17 protein-coding genes and 2 riboswitches are annotated in these 20,120 nt (G+C 34.8%); of the genes, 3 read left to right on the top strand and 14 right to left on the bottom strand.

Translation table 11 applies throughout. The annotated features are described in order from the left end of the window. Positions 1 to 80: 80 nt before the first annotated feature. From ACM55F_RS13805 to ACM55F_RS13765, 9 genes are all read right to left on the bottom strand, one after another. Positions 81 to 1,082, bottom strand: a complete 1,002-nt coding sequence (locus ACM55F_RS13805) for a homocysteine S-methyltransferase family protein (protein WP_416854391.1) — start codon at positions 1,080 to 1,082, stop codon at positions 81 to 83. A 325-nt stretch (positions 1,083 to 1,407) separates the two neighbouring features. Then, positions 1,408 to 1,525, bottom strand: a riboswitch (SAM riboswitch). 80 nt (positions 1,526 to 1,605) lie between these two features. Next, positions 1,606 to 2,658 carry an NAD(P)/FAD-dependent oxidoreductase gene (locus ACM55F_RS13800; RefSeq protein WP_416854390.1) on the bottom strand — a complete coding sequence of 351 codons (1,053 nt, stop codon included), beginning with the start codon at positions 2,656 to 2,658 and terminating at the stop codon, positions 1,606 to 1,608. A gap of 107 nt (positions 2,659 to 2,765) precedes the next feature. Further along, on the bottom strand, positions 2,766 to 3,347 hold the full coding sequence (locus ACM55F_RS13795; RefSeq protein WP_416854389.1) for a precorrin-2 dehydrogenase/sirohydrochlorin ferrochelatase family protein: 582 nt from the start codon (positions 3,345 to 3,347) through the stop codon (positions 2,766 to 2,768). Between the two features lie 2 nt (positions 3,348 to 3,349). Next, positions 3,350 to 4,123 carry a uroporphyrinogen-III C-methyltransferase gene (gene cobA, locus ACM55F_RS13790; RefSeq protein WP_416854388.1) on the bottom strand — a complete coding sequence of 258 codons (774 nt, stop codon included), beginning with the start codon at positions 4,121 to 4,123 and terminating at the stop codon, positions 3,350 to 3,352. Further along, entirely contained in the window at positions 4,116 to 6,206 is a 2,091-nt protein-coding gene (locus tag ACM55F_RS13785) for a nitrite reductase (protein WP_416854387.1), read from the bottom strand. Before ACM55F_RS13785 ends, cobA begins: the two co-directional genes overlap by 8 nt. 88 nt (positions 6,207 to 6,294) lie before the next feature. Beyond that, a complete protein-coding gene (locus tag ACM55F_RS13780) occupies positions 6,295 to 7,539 on the bottom strand; it encodes a sulfate adenylyltransferase subunit 1 (protein WP_416854386.1) in 1,245 nt (414 codons plus the stop codon). Positions 7,540 to 7,711: 172 nt separating this feature from the next. After that, complete coding sequence (gene cysD / locus ACM55F_RS13775) at positions 7,712 to 8,611, bottom strand: sulfate adenylyltransferase subunit CysD (RefSeq protein ID WP_039110818.1); 900 nt, start codon at positions 8,609 to 8,611, stop codon at positions 7,712 to 7,714. Between the two features lie 61 nt (positions 8,612 to 8,672). Continuing rightward, a complete protein-coding gene (locus ACM55F_RS13770) occupies positions 8,673 to 9,374 on the bottom strand; it encodes a phosphoadenylyl-sulfate reductase (RefSeq protein ID WP_416854385.1) in 702 nt (233 codons plus the stop codon). A gap of 15 nt (positions 9,375 to 9,389) precedes the next feature. Beyond that, complete coding sequence (locus tag ACM55F_RS13765; protein ID WP_416854384.1) at positions 9,390 to 10,301, bottom strand: sulfite exporter TauE/SafE family protein; 912 nt, start codon at positions 10,299 to 10,301, stop codon at positions 9,390 to 9,392. A gap of 50 nt (positions 10,302 to 10,351) precedes the next feature. Between ACM55F_RS13765 and ACM55F_RS13760 the strand changes: the two genes are divergently transcribed. Together ACM55F_RS13760 and ACM55F_RS13755 are read left to right on the top strand one after the other, a co-directional pair. After that, a complete protein-coding gene (locus ACM55F_RS13760) occupies positions 10,352 to 10,597 on the top strand; it encodes a DUF4372 domain-containing protein (protein ID WP_416854431.1) in 246 nt (81 codons plus the stop codon). Between the two features lie 120 nt (positions 10,598 to 10,717). Continuing rightward, on the top strand, positions 10,718 to 11,500 hold the full coding sequence (locus ACM55F_RS13755) for a sulfite exporter TauE/SafE family protein (RefSeq protein WP_416854383.1): 783 nt from the start codon (positions 10,718 to 10,720) through the stop codon (positions 11,498 to 11,500). A 153-nt stretch (positions 11,501 to 11,653) separates the two neighbouring features. Here ACM55F_RS13755 and ACM55F_RS13750 read toward each other — a convergent pair whose 3' ends face one another. From ACM55F_RS13750 to ACM55F_RS13730, 5 genes are all read right to left on the bottom strand, one after another. After that, on the bottom strand, positions 11,654 to 12,064 hold the full coding sequence (locus ACM55F_RS13750) for an RrF2 family transcriptional regulator (RefSeq protein ID WP_416854382.1): 411 nt from the start codon (positions 12,062 to 12,064) through the stop codon (positions 11,654 to 11,656). Positions 12,065 to 12,262: 198 nt separating this feature from the next. Next, complete coding sequence (locus ACM55F_RS13745; RefSeq protein WP_416854381.1) at positions 12,263 to 13,435, bottom strand: trans-sulfuration enzyme family protein; 1,173 nt, start codon at positions 13,433 to 13,435, stop codon at positions 12,263 to 12,265. Between the two features lie 71 nt (positions 13,436 to 13,506). Beyond that, a complete protein-coding gene (locus tag ACM55F_RS13740; protein ID WP_416854380.1) occupies positions 13,507 to 13,932 on the bottom strand; it encodes an OsmC family protein in 426 nt (141 codons plus the stop codon). A 121-nt stretch (positions 13,933 to 14,053) separates the two neighbouring features. Continuing rightward, on the bottom strand, positions 14,054 to 16,468 hold the full coding sequence (gene thrA / locus ACM55F_RS13735; RefSeq protein ID WP_416854379.1) for a bifunctional aspartate kinase/homoserine dehydrogenase I: 2,415 nt from the start codon (positions 16,466 to 16,468) through the stop codon (positions 14,054 to 14,056). Positions 16,469 to 16,495: 27 nt separating this feature from the next. Next, on the bottom strand, positions 16,496 to 17,458 hold the full coding sequence (locus ACM55F_RS13730) for an alpha/beta fold hydrolase (RefSeq protein ID WP_416854378.1): 963 nt from the start codon (positions 17,456 to 17,458) through the stop codon (positions 16,496 to 16,498). An 80-nt stretch (positions 17,459 to 17,538) separates the two neighbouring features. Further along, a riboswitch (SAM riboswitch) is annotated at positions 17,539 to 17,647 on the bottom strand. A gap of 1,192 nt (positions 17,648 to 18,839) precedes the next feature. Between ACM55F_RS13730 and metK the strand changes: the two genes are divergently transcribed. Further along, positions 18,840 to 20,090: a methionine adenosyltransferase gene (metK, locus tag ACM55F_RS13725; RefSeq protein WP_416854377.1), complete on the top strand. Its 1,251-nt coding sequence runs from the start codon at positions 18,840 to 18,842 to the stop codon at positions 20,088 to 20,090. The last annotated feature ends 30 nt before the right edge of the window (positions 20,091 to 20,120 follow it).

The following is a 20,120-nucleotide window of genomic DNA, read 5'->3' as shown; positions in this document are numbered from 1 at the left end:
TGGGCACGAGCGGGACGCTCGCGCTAGCAGGTAATTAAACTAGTATTATGTTAGACGCGATAAATCGCGTCTCTACGTTTTTACATCGTTGCTGTTGAAACCCTAGGTTTATACTCCTTAGCAATATCAGCAATCAACTTGATATGTTCTGGCGTTGTTCCGCAACAACCGCCTATGATATTTACTAAATTATCGTCTAAATATTCTTTGATGAATGCTTGCATCTGTTCTGGGGTCTCATCGTACTCTCCAAATGCGTTTGGCAATCCTGCATTAGGGTGTGCCGACACGTTGAAAGAAGTGTTTTGTGATAAGGTTTGCAAATATGGTTTTAATAAATCGGCACCCAAGGCACAATTGAATCCTACGCTCAACAATGGAATGTGCGAAACTGAAACTAAAAAAGCTTCCACCGTTTGACCTGAAAGTGTTCTTCCTGAAGCATCGGTAATTGTTCCTGAAACCATGATTGGAATATCGATATTACGCTCGTCTTTTACTTCTTCAATAGCAAAAAGTGCTGCTTTGGCATTTAAAGTATCGAAAATAGTTTCCACCAAAAGTAAATCGCAACCGCCATCCATTAAGGCTTCTACTTGTTGTTTGTAAGCAATACGCAAATCATCAAAAGTTACCGCTCTATAACCTGGATCGTTTACATCTGGTGACATACTCGCCGTTCTGTTTGTTGGTCCTATTGAACCAGCTACAAAACGGGGTTTATCCGGATTTTTGGCAGTAAATTCATCGGCTACTTCACGGGCGATTCTTGCCGATTCGTAGTTGAGTTCATAAACGTATTCTTCCAGATAATAATCCGCCATACCAATCGTGGTTCCTGAGAACGTATTGGTTTCAACGATATCAGCACCCGCTTCAAAATAAGCTGCATGAACCGCTTTGATGGCCTGTGGTTGTGTAAGTGACAATAAATCGTTGTTACCTTTTAAGGAATGTGGAAAATCTTTGAAACGCTCTCCACGAAAATCTTCTTCCGAAAAATTGTAACGTTGTAACATCGTTCCCATAGCTCCATCGAGTATGAGTATGTTTTTTTTAATGGCTTCTTGAATACTTGACATTTTATTTTTTTATTGTTGTGCTGTTATGGTTGAAATAAAACCAAAAAAAACACGAATTTTTACTCTTTAGCCCCGATTACTTCACTTAATTTCTATTCTCATAGGAGTTCAGTGAACTTTGTTTGCAGTGTAAATCCTTTCTAGTCCTGAACTTGTTTCAGGATCCTGAAACAAGTTCAGGACTAGAAAGATTGCAACGAAAAGCGGGAACAATGACGGCAAAAATTGCGCCAATCATTCGCTCCTGATACTGAAATAAATTCAGTAAATAAATATCGATATGTTTGTCAAGAAAAGGTTTGAGAAATACTGTGGAAGTATTCTTGTGTTATCTATCTTAAATGCTGAATAATTCAGTATAAAGTAGAATGTAGCACCTTCTTTAAAGATAAAGGGTTGCTAAGGTTTCATCGGGTCTTTCCCTCCGCCTTTCGTGATAACTTTCAATAAAAATAGGAACACTGCAAAGTAAAGACATAGCGTTAATAATTGCAAGTATTAACGCTATATTTTTTTACTAGTTTTATACTATGGCTTTTACCACAGCTTTTGGAGCCTCTTTACGGGTTCCGTCAAATCCGTCAACACCAGAAACTGTAGTATATTTTAATACATATTTCTTACCTGGATTGATGATTTGGTATGCTGCCTGACACATTAAAGTCGCTTCGTGGAATCCACAAAGAATCAATTTTAATTTCCCCGGATATGTATTTACGTCACCAATAGCAAAAATTCCAGGAATGTTCGTTTGGTAATCCAATGCATTATTTACTTTAATGGCATTTTTTTCAATGTCTAATCCCCAGTCCCCGATAGGACCTAATTTTGGCGTTAATCCAAAAAGTGGAATAAAATAATCCGTTTCTATAGTACGGTGCGCTCCATTTTCCTCAATATCAATTGATTCTAAATGTTCAGCTCCGTTCAAACCAATTACCTCTGCTGGCGTAATCATTCTTATTTTTCCTAAATCTTTCAATTCTTGGACTTTTTCTACAGAATCTAATGCACCTCTAAATTCATTTCTTCTGTGAATCAAAGTCACCTCAGAAGCTACATTAGACAAGAAAATACTCCAGTCCAAAGCAGAATCACCACCTCCGGCAATTACAACTCTTTTGTTTCTGAATTTCTCTGGATTTTTGATGAAATATTTTATCCCTTTATCTTCGTAAAATTCAATGTCTTCGATAAGTGGTTTTCTTGGTTCAAAACTTCCTAATCCACCCGCAATCGCAACCACTGAAGCATGAAATTTCTTTCCTTTATTAGAAGTTACAATAAAACTTCCGTCTTCTTGTTTTGCTATAGTTTCTGCACGTTCGCCTAGCGTAAAACCAGGCTCGAATTGTTTGATTTGTTCCATCAAATTATCAACTAAATCACCCGCTAATACTTCCGGAAATCCTGGAATATCATAAATAGGTTTTTTTGGATACAATTCTGAAAGTTGTCCGCCCGCTTGTGGCAGTGCGTCTAAAATATGACATTTTAGTTTTAACAATCCTGCTTCAAAAACTGCAAATAAACCTGTTGGTCCGGCTCCTATAATTAATATGTCTGTTTTAACCATTTTTTTATTCTTTATATGTGTAATTATGCTAAACTATTTTACTGCAAATTAACGATTGATTTTTACTGTTTTAAATGATAAATATCATTCGTTACTTAGTGGCTCTTTTATTCTTTATTTTTTAACGCTTCGGTGATTTCATTCATTTTTTGAACTTTTTCCTCGAAATTTCCTTTCAGCGTTTTGCGATATTCATTTAGGTTTTCGACCATTTTATTGATATCGTCCGGGATTATTTCTTCAAAAAACTCCCGTAATCTTTTGGCTGTTGTCGGTGATTTCCCGTTTGTTGAAATGGCTATTTTGACATTGCCTTTGGTTACGATTCCTCCCAAATAATAATCACATAATGGCGGCGTATCGGCAATATTGCAAATCAAATATCTTTTTCGAGACAAGTCGAATACTCGTTTATTGACTTTCAAATCATCGGTACAAGCGATAACCATGTGCCGTTTCTTCAACATTTTTTTCTTGAACTTGGCTTTCGTCAATTTCACCGAAGGATGCTTTTTAACCAACTCCTCCAGTTCGGGCAAAAACTTTGGTGCTACCACCTCAACATTTGCATTGGGGCTGGATTTTAGCATAAACGATAACTTTTCTAAACCTACATTTCCTCCTCCTACAATAAGTACATTGAGGTTGTGTAATTTTAAAAATATCGGATATAATTCGTTCCTTTCCATTATTATCTTATTTCAGATGCTATAAATTCTTCGTAAAACCCTTTTAACTTGCTGCTTTCTTTTACCACTTCTCCAATAACAATTATCGCTGGTGAACTTAACTTGTTCTTCGCCACAACTTCTTGGATACTGTTAATCGTTCCAACTCCCCCTTTTTCTTGTGGAGTAGTTCCGTTTTGAATAATCGCTATTGGAGTTTCTCCTTTGGATTCTTTTTGAAATAAAGAAACAATTTGCGATAGTTTACTCATTCCCATCAAGATCACAACTGTTGCTGATGATTGTGCTGCAAGCGCTACATCATCCGACAAATTCCTGTCGGAAGTTGTGCCTGTAATAACCCAAAAACTTTCGGAAACGCCTCTTTTTGTCAAAGAAATTCCTTGATAAGCGGGAACAGCAATTGCCGATGAAATTCCAGGCACCACAAATGTAGGGATTCCAAAACTTTCTGCGTATTCTATTTCTTCGCTTCCACGACCAAAAATAAATGGATCGCCACCTTTTAACCGAACCACATTTCCATACGTAAGCGCGTTATCTACAATCAGCTGATTGATTTGGTCTTGAGAATATTCATGTGCTCCAATTCTTTTACCCACAAATATTTTTATGGCAGTTTTTGGCGCGTGATTCATTATTTCTTCATTGGCCAGCGCATCATACAAAACCACATTCGCTTCAGCAAGTGCTTTTACTCCTTTCAGAGTAAGCAAATCTGGGTCACCGGGACCAGCACCTACTAAAGTTACTTTTGTTTGTATTGTATTATGCATCAGCTAAATCTTTTGCTCTGTATTTTTCTATTTTATCAAAAAACGCAACTCCTTCTTGAATGTATTTTTGTGCAAATTCCGCAGAAGGCTCATTCGCTTTGATTTGATAAACCAAATCTTTAAAGCTTGAATCCAATTCGATTTTTTTGCTTTCGATAAAAACAGTATCAAATAAATCGATAATTCCAGCGTGGTGATTCGTTTTTTGGTTTTCGGCCAATAATATTGCTTTCGCTCCATTTACAAAACCTGCGTAGGCTAAATAAATCGCATCTGCCCATTTTTTATCTTCAAAAGCTTCTTGTGCAAAAGTCAATTTGTCTTTGGCTTCTAATATTAAAGTAGCTACTAAATCAATAACGACACCCGCACATTCTCCTACTCCAACTGCTTTTACGTAGTTATCTGCATTTCCCCAATCTACAAAATCAGCTTCGGTAAGATTTGTCAAATCAGCTAATGGTTTCAAGAATTCGTAGAAATATTTCTCTCCTTTGGCATCGTAATAATTCAAGAATGATTGTCCGTTTCCATTGGCATCAAAATCATTTAAGATAAAACGCAATGCATCTGGCCCTCTTCTGCTTGGAATTTTGATTACTTTATCAGAAAAACGTCCTACTCCGTTTCCTAAATTTCCTCCACCTAACAATACTTGAAGTGCTGGAGCAACTAGTTTTCCTGCATTAATTGACATTCCTTGGAAACCAATTTCAGACATATTGTGTTGTCCGCAAGCATTCATACAACCGCTAATTTTAATTGCGATTTGTTGATTGTTGCTGTATTGTGGGTATTCAGTTTTTAATACTCTTTCTAATTCATCCGCAATACCAGTACTACTTGCAATACCTAAATTACAAGTATCCGTTCCCGGACAAGCCGTGATATCTCCGATAGTATCATATCCTAAAGCAACAAAATCCAATTTAGCTAATTCTTGGTAAAAGAACGCTAGATTTTCTTCTTTAATATTACGTAAAACGATGTTTTGTCTTAATGAAAAACGCAATTCATTAGCTCCATAATTTTTAATCAAATCAGCTAATAATCTTGCTTTGTCTGTATAAAAATCTCCTAAAAGCACTTTAATACCAATAGCAACATATCCTGCTTGTTTTTGTGCAATCACATTTGATTTTTTCCAAGCTTCAAAAGCTTCAACATTCTCAATTGTTACTGATGGTACTGTCAACAAAGGTTCTGTAATTGGCCCTTCAAAAGCGGTAGTATCTATTTCGTAAGTATGAAATGGCAAGGCTTTTTTCTCTTCGTCAACCAAACGTAAAAACTCATCACGCCCTAGGTCTTTGATTAAAAACTTCATACGTGCTTTCAAACGTTTTGCTCTTTCTCCGTAACGGTCAAAAACTCTAATTATACCTTCGGCAGTTGGGATAATTTGATTCACCGGTACAAATTCTGAAAGCAATTCAGCGTGACTTGGTTGAGAACCTAAACCACCAGCGAACATTATTTTGAACCCTTTTTCGCCATTTACAATTTTTGGAATAAATCCTAAATCGTGTAAATAACTCAGCGCCGTATCTTTATCAGAAGAGGAGAATGATATTTTGAACTTACGTCCCATTTCTTGACAAATTGGGTTACGCAATAAATATTGAAACAAACCATGTGCATAAGGCGATACGTCGAAAGGTTCGTCAACATCTACACCAGCTAATTCGCTTCCAGTAATATTACGCACTGTGTTTCCACAAGCTTCTCTCAAAGTGATATCGTCTTTGGCTAACTCAGACCAAAGCTCAGGAGTTCTATCTAAACTCACATAGTGAATTTGAATATCCTGACGGGTAGTAATGTGCAAACGTCCCGTAGAATATTTATCAGAAACTTCAGTAATTCTCTTCAATTGCTCACTAGTCACTTTTCCGTATGGTAATTTAATACGAATCATTTGCACGCCTTCTTGACGTTGACCGTAAATACCACGTGCCAAACGAAGACTACGAAAACGCTCATCGTCAATTTGTCCACTTCGGAATGAATGAATTTTTTTCTCTAAATCGATAATCTCTTTTTGAACAATCGGGTCTTCTATTTCGGTTCTAAAACTTTGCATCTTTTTTAGCTTTTAGCTATTGGCCTTGGGCTTTTAGCTGTTAATCTATATCTTTTAACTTATTTATTTTTTTAGCAAAAGCTAAAAATTATTTTATAAAACCAACTCCTGCTGTTGTGTTTGTTGCAGCATCTATTAAGATGAAAGCTCCGTTAGATTTATTATCAGTGTAAGCATCAAAATAAATGGCTTTGCTCAATTTAATAGTTACTTCTCCAATTTCATTTATAGCTAATTGAGTCGCTGGAGTTGTTCCAGAATAATCGGTTGCGATTACGTTTTTTACACTATCAATTTTTGCCAAAACTCTATTGCTATTGTGTTGTACATAATATTTTGCACCTGCCACTAATTTTTTAGTGTCCATCCAACAAACAGTTGTTGTGATGTCTTTTTCAATTTTAGGAAGTTCATTTGATTTTACAATCATATCACCTCTGGTTACATTGATGTCATTATCTAATTCGATAGTGATAGAAGAACCAGCCGTAGCTTCATCAAATTGTTTATCAAAAAAGTGAATATTCGTTACTGTAGATTCTGTTAAAGAAGGAAGTACCGTTACGGCATCCCCAACTTTAATAGTGTTACCGTATAATTTTCCGGCATATCCTCTAAAATCGTGATATTCCTCTGTTTTTGGTCGGATTACTGTTTGCACAGGGAAACGTGCGATTCCGTTTTCGTAGATATCATTTGGTTCTAAAGATTCCAAATGCTCCAAAACCGTCTGTCCTGTGTACCAAGGCATATTCTCCGATTTATCGGCAACATTACCACCATTGATTGCACTTAACGGAATGTAACTTACATTTTGTTCTTTGAAAGCACTTTTTGCATTTAATGCCTGAAAGTCTGCTTTGATTTTGTTGTATACTTCTTCTGAATAATCAACTAAATCCATTTTGTTTACCGCAACAATCACATCTTTTACTCTCAATAAATTATTGATGAAAAAGTGACGGTAGGTTTGCTCAATAACTCCTTTACGAGCATCAATCAAAATAATTGAAACTTGTGAAGTTGAAGCTCCGGTAACCATGTTACGTGTATATTCTACGTGACCTGGAGTATCGGCAATAATGTAACTTTTTTTGGCAGTCGAAAAATAAATGTGAGCCACATCAATCGTGATTCCTTGTTCTCTTTCAGCAACCAAACCATCAGTAGCCAATGAGAAATCTAAATAATCGTATCCTTTTTGTTTGCTGCTTTTTTCTATTGCTTCAATCTTATCTGTAGTCAACGATTTTGTATCGTATAATAATCTTCCGATTAATGTACTTTTTCCGTCATCTACACTTCCTGCTGTTGCTATTTTTAAAACTTCCATATCTTTTATCCCCTCCCCAGCCCTCCCCGAAGGGAAGGGAGCCGAGTCTGGCGTTTTTTTAATTAAAATTTCACTTTTTTATTCGATTTTTTTTTCTCCAAACCCTTAACCAATTGGATAATTTTTATCCGTTATGGCTCCCTCCCCTTCGGGGAGGGCTGGGGTGGGGATTCTAAAAGTACCCTTGTTGTTTTCTTTTTTCCATTGCAGCTTCAGAACGTTTATCATCAATTCTGGCTCCTCTTTCAGAAATAGTTGAAGATCTAATTTCCCCAACCACTTCTTGAATAGTTGCTGCATAAGAATCAACGGCAGCAGTACAACTCATATCTCCAACAGTTCTAAAACGAACAATTCTTTCCTCGATTTCTTCATCTTCTTCTTGGTATACAAATGGAGAATGTGACCAAATCATACCATCTCTTATAAATACTTTACGCTTATGCGAAAAATAAATAGATGGAATTTCTATTTGCTCTTGTTCGATATAACTCCAAACATCTAATTCAGTCCAGTTCGAAATTGGAAAAACACGTACGTTTTGACCATTTTCAATTTTTCCGTTCAAAAGATCAAATAATTCAGGACGTTGGTTTTTTTCATCCCATTGACCAAAATCATCACGAACAGAAAAAATACGTTCTTTGGCTCTTGCTTTTTCTTCATCTCTACGAGCTCCACCAATACAAGCGTCAAATTTAAATTCTTCGATAGCATCTAATAATGTAGTCGTTTGCAAACTGTTTCTGCTAGAATATTTTCCAGACTCTTCTACAACTTTCCCTTCATCTATAGCATCCTGAACATTACGAACGATTAATTCCAATCCTAATTCAGCTACCAATTTATCTCTAAATGCAATAGTTTCCGGAAAGTTATGTCCTGTATCAACGTGCAACAATGGAAAAGGAATTTTAGCAGGAAAAAAAGCTTTCTGTGCTAAACGCACCAATGTAATTGAATCTTTTCCACCAGAGAAAAGCAAAACTGGTTTGTCAAATTGAGAAATAACTTCTCTAAAAATGTATATCGCTTCGCTTTCTAAAGCGTTTGTTTTTAATATTGAACTCATTTTTTGTTTTTTTGGTAATTTATTTTTTTGTTAATCTGTTTTCGTCTAAACGATTAAACTTTTATTTTTGGTGTAAACCACATTCCTTATGACTTGATTCCCATGACCATCTTCCCGCCCTGATATCTTCTCCTTCGGCTATGGCTCTGGTACAAGGTGCGCAACCAATGCTTACAAATCCTTTTTTGTGCAATGCGTTTTGAGGCACATTATTATCATCAATATATTTTTGAACTTCGGTCAAAGTCCATTTCAACAATGGATTAAATTTGATAATATTAAAATGGGCATCGTATTCAAAGGCTGCCAAATCATTTCTGTTTTCCGATTGTTCTGCACGCAAACCGGTAATCCAAATTTCATTCCCTTTTAATGCTTTAGTCAACGGAGCCACTTTTCGAATAAAACAACATTCTTTTCTATTCTCAACTGATTCGTAGAAACTGTTTGGACCTTTTTTATTCAATAATTCTTCTACTGCAGTCGCTTCCGGAAAATAGGTTTTAATGTCTATTTTATACTTTTTCAATGTCTTATGAAAAACATCATAAGTTTCTTGGAACATTCTTCCTGTATCCAAAGTGAAAATGGTAATTGGCAAATCATTTTTGGCAATTAAAGCCGTTATCACTTGGTCTTCCTGTCCAAAAGAAGTTGAAAAAACCACTTTGTCTTTGTATTCATTAGCCAAAAAAGCAAGTGTTTCCTCAATGGAGAAATCTTTTGTTTTTTCTAACAAACTATTAACTATAGCTATACTCATAATCTCTTTTCTCTTTTATAAAAATTTAGATAATGTTTTTAAACTCAAAACAATTATCAATATTCCAACCGCAATCATCATTGGCTTTCTTTGAATTTTATTAACCAAATAAGCCGCAAGTGGCGCCGCAGCCACCCCTCCTAAAATCAACCCCAGAATCACCTGCCAACCATGTATCCCGCCAAAAAGCATAAAAGTAATTCCACTTGCAAAAGAAACTGCAAATTCTGCAGCATTCACAGAACCAATAGTATAACGAGGATTTCGACCTCGTCCAAGCAATGTTGAAGTCACAATCGGTCCCCATCCGCCGCCTCCAACAGCATCCATAAAACCACCAAAAGTAGCCAAAACACCTAAGCGCTTTGTTTTCTTTTTGATAATATTCTTTTTCATGGCTTTTCTAATAATTATAACAGCCAAAGCAATCATATATACTGCAATAAAAGGCTTTATTACATCACCATCAATTACATCCGACAATAAATACGCCCCAACAACAGAACCAATCACCCCTGGAATTAAAAGGTTTTTGACTAACTTTTTATTTATGTTTCCAAATCTATGATGAGAAATGGCTGACGCTCCCGTTGTAAACATTTCAGCAACATGAACTCCAGCACTACTAATGGCTGGTGAAACTCCATACGCTAATAAAAAAGATGTTGACGTAGCTCCATAACCCATCCCTAAAGTTCCATCCACTAATTGAGCAAAAATCCCAATTAAGACAAATATTAAAAACTCTTGGTCAAACCCAGCTACAAAACCATTCCAAGAAAATTCATCATAATGGTTATACACCAATGTTGACAATAACCCAACTAACAAAACAACAGGAATAATAACCCACAAACGTTTTGTAAACGAAACTTCCGGTTTTAATGCCCCACTGTTTATTTTCAATTCTTTATTCATATTTTCCATGTAAAACTAATTTGGCCTCAACTATGTCCATTACCCTATCGGCTTAGTAGATTACTCCGCAAAGGTACTACTTATTTACAAATAACAAAATAATATTTGGATTTTTCACATTAAAAAAGCGTCCTAAAAGACTCAATAGTTGGAATCAGTTAGTTTCAATACTTATTTGTCATTTTACCAAGAGTCACTCAATTTGCGATACAAGTAACCGACTTCATTCTATAAGCGAGAACTTAAACTATTTGAAGAAAATATTAAGCTTCCACCAAATTCAATGGGATTGTAAATTTATTTAATTGTCATTATTAAGAAGAAGATTGATTTATTTTTACTTTTTTAAAATATATTCCATAAACCCTACCTTGTCTATAGGACAATTATAAAAATAATTGTTATTTTGTCAAAAAATTTCTTTCATGGATTTTCAATTCGGTTTAGTAGTTGCAGGTTTAGTAGTTGGTTTTATAGTAGGCTTAACAGGTGTGGGAGGAGGATCTTTGATGACTCCAATTTTATTATGGTTTGGTATTCCACCAACAACTGCCGTTGGAACCGATTTATTGTATGCGGCTTTTACTAAAATAGGTGGTGTGTTTGTACATCATAAAAAAGGCAATATAAATTGGTCCATCACCGGTTGGCTTACTTTAGGCAGTGTTCCTGCAGCTTTACTAACTTTATGGATATTAAATAGTATTAAAACAGACATTTCAACTATAAATGCTGTAATAAAATACAGTTTGGGTTGGGCGCTACTTTTTACTTCGATAGCCATTTTATTCAAAAAGAAACTCTTAGTTTTTTCACAAAAACATGCTGGTGATAAATTTCATAGTCAGAGTAAAACTCAAAATGTATTAACTGTCGCTATTGGCGTAATGCTAGGAGCAACCGTGACCCTGACTTCGATAGGAGCTGGTGCTTTAGGTACGGTTACTTTATTTTTCCTGTACCCACTTTTGCCAACTCCGAGATTAGTTGGAACCGAGATTGCCCATGCCGTTCCTTTAACTCTTGTTGCAGGAATAGGACATGCCTCAATGGGAAATTTAGATTTAGGGCTGTTAGGACAGTTATTAATAGGATCCCTTCCCGGAATTTTTATAGGAAGTATGTTGAGTGGAAAAGTACCTGATTTGTTCCTTCGAAATGCCATTGCAATAATGTTATTTTTCGTGGGATATAAATTGGTTTTTTAACTCTTATGACGAAATCTTTTAATTGAAATTGAATTAAAAAAGTGGTTCAACAATTCATTTTTAAACATATTAGCTTAAAAAAATGACCTTTTTAGTGTATCAACACACTAAAAAGGTCATTTTTTTAAGCTTTTTTTTTAGAACAGGATAGGCCTAAAAGGCAATATCTGCCAAGGTATTATTTTCTAAAATCATTAAGGTATTGTCCCGAACTTCCATCATTAATTTCCGAACGGCGCATAAGGATTCATCTTTACAATCGTCGCATTTTTCGTAAAAGTTATGACTGGCACAAGGCAATAAAGCAATTGGACCTTCAAGAATTCGGTACACTTTTGCCATATTAATATCCTTTGGATCTTTGATAAGATAGTAGCCACCGCCTTTCCCTTTCTTCGCTCCAAGAAAACCAGAATGACGCAAAAGCAATAAAATACTTTCTAAAAACTTAATTGAAATTTGCTCTGCCTTTGCAATATCTGCAATAGCAACAGGAGTTTTATCTTCTTGGCGCGCCAAAAAAGTCAAAGCTTTTATTCCGTATTTAGTCTTTTTTGAAAGCATATTAAAAATATAAGATTGAAGATTAACGATTTTTGATTTCAGATTTCAAACTAATCTAAAATCTACAGGCCTTTATTGTAACGACAAAAATATACTTTTTAACTATAAAAAATAATGAATGATAATTAATGATTGTTATTGGATTACAAATCTGCAATCTATAACAATCATTAATCATCATTCTAAAATCTAATATCCTTATGAAAGCGCTTGCTCCAAATCAGCAATTACATCTTTCACTGTTTCTAAACCTACTGAAACACGTACCAAACCATCAGTTATACTTACTGCCAAACGTTCTTCAACAGATAATTTACTGTGTGTTGTAGAGGCTGGATGCGTTACAATTGTTCTCGTATCACCAATATTTGCCGAAAGGGAACATAGTTTTATTTTATCGAGAAATTGTCGTCCTGCTTCTATTCCTCCTTTAATTTCAAAAGCGATAATGTTGCCTCCCAAAAGCATTTGTTTTTTGGCAATTTCATATTTCGGATGTGATTTCAAGAACGGATATTTCACGCTGTTCACATTCGGATTATTTTCTAGAAATTCGGCTACTTTCAAAGCATTTTCGCAATGTTTTTCGACACGAACTACCAATGTTTCTAAACTTTTAGATAAAATCCAAGCATTGAATGGGGATAAAGCTGGCCCTGTATTTCTAGAAAATAAATAAATTTGACGAATCAAATCTTCGCTTCCTACTGTTACTCCACCCAAAACTCTTCCTTGTCCATCAATTAATTTGGTAGCTGAATGTACCACTAAGTGTGCTCCCCATTTTATAGGTTGTTGAATATAAGGTGTTGCAAAACAGTTATCGATAATCAATATCAAATTATGTTTCTTGGCAATTGCTCCTAATAATTCCAAATCAATAATATCAACCGCAGGATTCGTAGGAGACTCGGCATACAAAATTTTGGTATTTGGTTTAATGAAACTCTCAATAGTTTCTGGCTTATTAATATCAAAATACGAGGTTTCAATATTCCATTTTGGAAAATAAGTCATAAACAAAGCGTGCGTAGAACCAAAAACACTACTTGCAGAAACAATATGATCCCCAGAATTCAACAAAGCTGCAAACGTAGAATATACCGCAGCCATTCCTGTTGCAAAAGCATAACCGGCTTCAGCGCCTTCCATTTTGCAAATTTTATCTACAAACTCAGTTGTGTTAGGATTGCTGAAACGGCTGTAAATATTGCGTTCTTTTTCTTCTGTAAAAGAGGCACGCATGTCTTCGGCATCTTCAAATACAAAACTCGATGATAAATACAAAGGCACAGAATGCTCTTGATATTGTGATCTCTCTAATTGGGTACGGATGGCTTGGGTTTCAAAACCAAAATCTTGTTCGTTCATTTTTATTTTTTAGTTTAAAGTTTAAGTTTTAAAGTTGTTGGAATCATAAACACGAACAACTTTAATTTAAACTATAATGATTTATTATTCAAAACTACTTTATAATGTATCGTTGCGTTTGGTTCCAATGTTTTTGAAACCGAACAATATTTCTCGAAAGAAAGTTGTGCTGCTCTTGCGGCTTTTTCTTCATTAATTGGCCCTTCCAGATAAAACACAATATGAATATCCTTGAATGGTTTTGCCTCTCCTACTTGAACGCGTTCCCCTTCAACCTCAGCACTGAAAGAGGTAATTTCTTGACGTTGTTTTTTCAAAATCGAAATCATATCAATGGCGCTACAACCTGCAACACCCATCAATACTAATTCCATTGGACTTGCACCCATATCATTCCCGCCAAATTCAGGACGACTATCCACATTTACGGTATGACCTCTTTCGTTTTTCAATTCAAAGTGAAAGTTGTCGTTTATTCTGTTAAGTGTTATTTTCATTGTTATCTATTTTCCTCTCCCCGACCCTCTCCAAAGGAGAGGGAGCCAAAACTGGAGAATTATTACTGTTTAATTTTTTTAAATCTTAAATCAAAAATCGTTAATCTGCAATCTTAAATCATTACCCTTTATCCGACAATCTCAAAATGTCCCCAAAAACCCCTCTCGCCGTCACTGCCGATCCAGCTCCTGCGCCTTGAATTACAATTGGTCTGTCACCATACGATTCGGTGTAAATTTCGAAGAAAGAGTCAGAACCTTTCAATCCGCCTAATGCCGTATCCGAAGGTACAGAAACTAATTTCACTTCCAGGTTTCCTTTGTCATTTTGCAAATCACCTGATAATTCACCTATGTATCGCAACACGTGATTTGGTTTTTGTTCCGCTTTAATTTTATCATAAATAGGATCAAATTCCTTTAATTTATTTAGAAAATCAGAAACATCACCTTCACGTAAATGCTCCGGAATTAAATTCTGAATATTGATTTCTTCAAATTCATTTTGCAAATCTAATTCTCTTGCTAAAATTAATAATTTTCTACCAACATCATTCCCACACAAATCTTCTCTTGGGTCTGGTTCCGTATATCCATTATCAATAGCCTCTTTCAATATCTCACTAAACGGCACCTCTTTTGCAGAAAAATTATTGAACAAGTAACTCAATGTGCCCGAAAAAACGCCTTTGATTTTCGTTATGTTCTCACCTGAAAGATGCAATAATTTTATCGTATCAATCAGTGGTAATCCCGCTCCTACATTGGTTTCATACAAATAACTCTTTTGATTATCCGCTAATACTTTTCGCAATTTTTTATAAAAGCTATAACTTAATGTATTTGCCACTTTATTAGAAGAAATCAAATCGAAACCATTCTCTATTAAAGGAATATAATTTTCTACAAATGCAGCACTTGCCGTGTTATCAATAGCAATTAAATTCTCTAAGTGATGCTCATTTGCGTAAGCGATAACATCATCAATTGTATACGAAAACCCATTATTCTGGATTTCATTTTTCCAATTTGGAGTGACGCTATTTTTATTTAAAAGCACATTTTTAGAATTTGCAATTGCAAAAACATTCAGTTTTATATCTTTTCTTTTCTCAATAGCTGCAGCTGACTCCAGTATTTGGTTAATCAAAGTTCCACCTACTAATCCATGACCAAAAATAGCAATGTTAATTTTCTTAGAAACCCCGAAAATCTCCCCATGAATCACATTTAATGCTTTGTGAAGCTGTGATTTTTTAACCACTAAACTCACGTTTTTACCAGTAACCGTGTTATTGAAAAGTATAGGGACAATTTTATTTTTTATCAATGCCGTGTAAGGCTTATGGAACGTACTCAAATCCTGCCCAATGATAGAAATCACCGAAACATTATCAGTAACCGTGATTTTATTCACATCCTTCGAGTAGAAATCATTTTCGAATTCTTTCTCTAGTTCAATCATTGCTTTTGTCGCTTTATCGGCATCAACTACCAAACCGATTCCTCTTTCTGAAGAACCTTGTGAAATAATACTCACGCTGATATCATTATCACCCATCACTCTAAAAATACGGGCATCAACACCAGTTTTCCCAAGCAGTCCTCTTCCTTCCAGATTTACCAACGACACATTTTCAAGAACTGAAAGTGTTTTAATTCCTTCTTTGTTAGAATTAGAAGTAATTAATGTTCCTTTATTTTCGTGATTGAAAGTATTAAGAATACGAAGCGGAATATTTTTTTCCAATAAAGGAATAATCGTTTTGGCATGCAGTATTGTAGCTCCAAAATTAGCCAACTCATTCGCCTCATTAAAAGTCAAATGATCTATTTTTTTAGCATCAGGAACTAAATCTGGATTGGCTGTATAAATTCCGTCAACATGCGTGTAATTCTGCAGTTCTTCGGCATCGATATAATTAGCAATCAATGAAGCGGTATAGTTACTGCCATTTCTTCCTAAAGTCGTCGTGTCGTTCTTGCTATTTGAACCTATAAAACCGGTAACCACATTTACGGTTGTTCCGTTATTTTGTTTGAAATAATTGATTACGTTTTTCTTCGAAAGTTGTTCCAAAGGTTGTGCGTCTCCAAATTTTGAATCAGTTTTAATTAATTCTCTTGTATCTGCAAAACGCGCATTTACTCCATTTTTAATTAAAATAGCCGTCAGTAATTTTGCAGAAAGCAGCTCCCCTTTTGAAAGCACCTGATCTTTAATTTTACTACTGTAATCACCAATTAAACTTACACCTTCAAAAAGTTTTTCAAGGACATTAAATTCTTCTGATAAATCAACTTCTTGGTAATCGTCTTGCTGGTATTTTTTGAAATCTTCAAATAGTACTTTATAATTACCATTTTTAGAGGCAACTCCTAAAATTTCTTCCAACTCATCTGTAGCATTTCCTCTTGCCGAAACCACTATAGCAATTTTTTCTCCTTGATTTACTTTATCAGTAATAATGGCAACTACTTTGTTTATTCCCTCGCCATTCGATAAAGATTTACCTCCAAATTTTAATATTTTCATTGTGTATGTTTTTATATGGTTTCGCCCCTAAAAAATTGAGGCAAGCAAATTGTCTAATTGTTTGTATTCTATCAAAAAAGCATCATGTCCGTGAATGGAAACAATTTCTTGATAGGTGACATTATTTTTATGTTTTTTTAATTCCTCATAAGTCGCTCTATTTTCATTTACCGTAAAAAACAAGTCTGAATCGATTCCGATAATGTGGATGTCAGCTTCAATTTTGGATGCTATTTCTTCAAATGACCCGCTATTTCGGGTAATATCTATTGTTTTGAGCAATTGATTCATCATTTTATAAGATGACAGTTGGAATCGTTTTTGAAGTTTTTCACCGTGATGACACAACCAGCTTTCAATGTTAAAAATGGCTAATTCTTCATTAGTTGTTCTCTGAAATTTTGACTTGAAGGATTCTGGGGTTCTATAACAAAGCATTGCATGAATCCTTGCATCTTCAATAGGTTTCGAAGAATTATTGAGAATTTGCTCCTGCAAAAAGCAATTGGCAATCAACCAATCTGTCGATTTCCAATCCGTCGCGATGGGAATTAAATGTTGTGTGATTTTAGGTTCCAAAGCCGCTATTTCCCATGCAATTCCGCCACCAACTGATCCACCAATAATAGCGTACAGTTGTTTGATTTTAAGAAAATGAATGCCTTGAATAAAAATTTTGGCAATATCTCTGGTGTTAAAATCCAAATAATTCTCAATGACGGTATCATCAAAACCATTTCCGGGAACATTAAAAGCCAGTATCGTGTATTTATTTGTATCTATGGTTTTGTTTTCACCAATTAAATCATTCCACCAACCGCTCTCTCCCACAACTTGGGAATTTCCTGTCAATGCATGATTTACCAAAACTATTGGAGCGGAATGTAAAGCTGGTCCAAAAACTTGAAAACTTAAGTTTAAGGTAGCATAAAAAGCCCCACTTTCCGTGGTGAAATTTTGTAATGTAATAGGTGTTGGTTTATTTTCCAATTTTCAAATCTTTTATGATTTTTTGATTTGTGTCTGGAAATATTAGAAAGAAAGCTAGAAGTAAACTAGGAGAATTCTTAGTGTTATCTTTCCACATTATGATGTGGTAGAATGCAGCACCTTCTTCGATAAATCGAAGGGTTGCTAAGGCTTCATCGGGTCTAATCCCTCTGCCTTTCTTTATAACATTTCAATACAGTTCTGAACTTAAAGGCACAAATTAACTACTATTTTTTTTAAGAAACAAATTTTTATAGGAATTGATTCTAATTGTTTCATTGAAAAACAATCTGGAAAAGCAACTCACAATTGCCTTTTCGACGAAGGAATAGTACCATTATATGGATTTTCTACTTCGTCGAAAAAACAGCTTTGGGTAACAATCTCAAGGAATCAAAATCGATTTTGAAATTCGATTTTTTAAATAAAAAGCTCTTCATTTTCCTTTGAATACATTAGAAAAAGCAAAGAATTTGGCACCAATTTTTGCGCTAAAGGATCGTTTTTTGATATTTCAAATCTTGGATGGATCAATTCATTTTTTGAATCGCTACTGTTTTCTATTTTGTTCCTGAAACTAAAGTTTTTTAGCAACCGAAAGGTTCTTGGGAAATATTTTAATGTTCTCATAATTTTAAGATATTAGCTATTATTTTTTTCTTTTGAATTAATTATAGATTCTGAAACAAATTCAGAATAAATGAAAAAACCCTTTTAGATACGTATCCAAAAGGGTTTTTAAGTTGTGTTATAAACTTATACTTTTTGGAATCAACAGACATGAATACACATAATGGCATTGGCACAAATGTTATTTTTGACCTTGGAATTATTTGTTTTCTGTTGATTTAACGTATTCATTTTATTCTTGTTTTTTTTATGTTTAAAAAATTACAACCGATGCATTTCAAAAAAAAAGCCTCCCGTTATCCGGGAGGCTTTTGCTATATAAATTTTTAATTTAAATTTAAGCAATAAGCGACCCGCAGGATTCTTCCTGAATGGCTTTTGACATATTGCACACATTAAATTTCATCTTTGTTTTCTTTCTTGTAGCAAATATGCAAACTATAATTTAAATATCCAAATAATTTAAAAAAAAAATCCAATCAAATCTTTTCTTTTTTTTATGGATCAAAAAAGCAGGAAATATTTTAACAGCAAAAAAAAGTTAAGATTAATTTGCAATTCAAAATGGTTTCATACATTTGCACCCGAATACAAGAGGAAAAATTTGAACTGATTGCAACCTCTTCATAATGAAACGAATTCATTATGGATGCTGAAAATTTTTCAGTAGAAAAAATGCTAAAGCAGAAACTCTTCTTTAGTCTTTTTTAGCAATTATTTTTTCTCGCTTAATTTTAAACTAATAATTATTATGGCCTATTTATTTACGTCAGAATCTGTAAGCGAAGGACATCCAGACAAAATTGCAGATCAAATTTCGGATGCGTTAATCGATAACTTTTTGGCATTTGATGCTGACTCAAAAGTAGCTTGTGAAACTTTAGTAACTACTGGTCAAGTAATTTTGGCTGGTGAAGTAAAATCAAACACTTATTTAGACGTACAACAAATCGCTCGTGACGTAATCAGAAAAATTGGTTACACTAAAAGCGAATACATGTTTGAAGCCAATTCTTGTGGAATCCTTTCTGCCATTCATGAACAATCTGCTGATATCAATCAAGGTGTTGACAGAGCAAATCCTGAAGATCAAGGAGCTGGTGACCAAGGAATGATGTTTGGCTATGCCACTAATGAAACGGAGAATTATATGCCATTGGCACTTGATTTATCACATAAATTATTGCAAGAATTAGCTATTTTAAGACGTGAGAATAACGAAATTACTTATTTGCGTCCTGATGCAAAATCACAAGTAACTTTAGAATATAGTGACGACAATAAGCCAACTCGTATCGATGCTATTGTAATCTCGACACAACATGATGATTTTGACGAAGAAGCAACAATGCTTGCAAAAATCAAAAAAGACATCATTGAAATATTGATTCCAAGGATTATTGCAAAAAATCCAACACATGCTCATTTATTCAACGATAAAATTCAATACCATATCAATCCAACCGGGAAATTCGTAATTGGAGGACCTCACGGAGATACTGGGCTTACAGGAAGAAAAATCATTGTGGATACCTACGGTGGAAAAGGTGCTCACGGTGGTGGTGCATTCTCTGGAAAAGACCCAAGTAAAGTAGACAGAAGTGCAGCATATGCTACACGTCATATCGCTAAAAACTTAGTTGCAGCGGGTGTTGCAGATGAAATTTTAGTACAGGTTTCTTATGCAATTGGTGTTGCAAAACCAATGGGTATTTTTATTGACACATACAGGACATCAAAAGTGAATTTAACCAATGGCGAAATCGCTAAAAAAGTAGAAGCTATTTTTGATATGCGTCCTTACTTTATCGAACAACGTTTGAAATTAAGAAATCCTATTTATAGCGAAACTGCTGCTTACGGACACATGGGACGTACGCCAGAAACCGTAACTAAAACTTTTTCTGCTCCAGGTGGAAACGAAAAAACGGTTACTGTTGAATTGTTTACTTGGGAAAAATTAGATTTCGTTGACCAGGTGAAAACGACTTTCGGACTGTAATTATCCAAAATTACTTTATAGACAAAACCA

Origin of the sequence: Flavobacterium melibiosi, assembly GCF_048158545.1 — a bacterium.
Lineage (GTDB): Bacteria > Bacteroidota > Bacteroidia > Flavobacteriales > Flavobacteriaceae > Flavobacterium > Flavobacterium melibiosi.
This window is presented reverse-complemented; position numbering and strand designations above follow the sequence as displayed.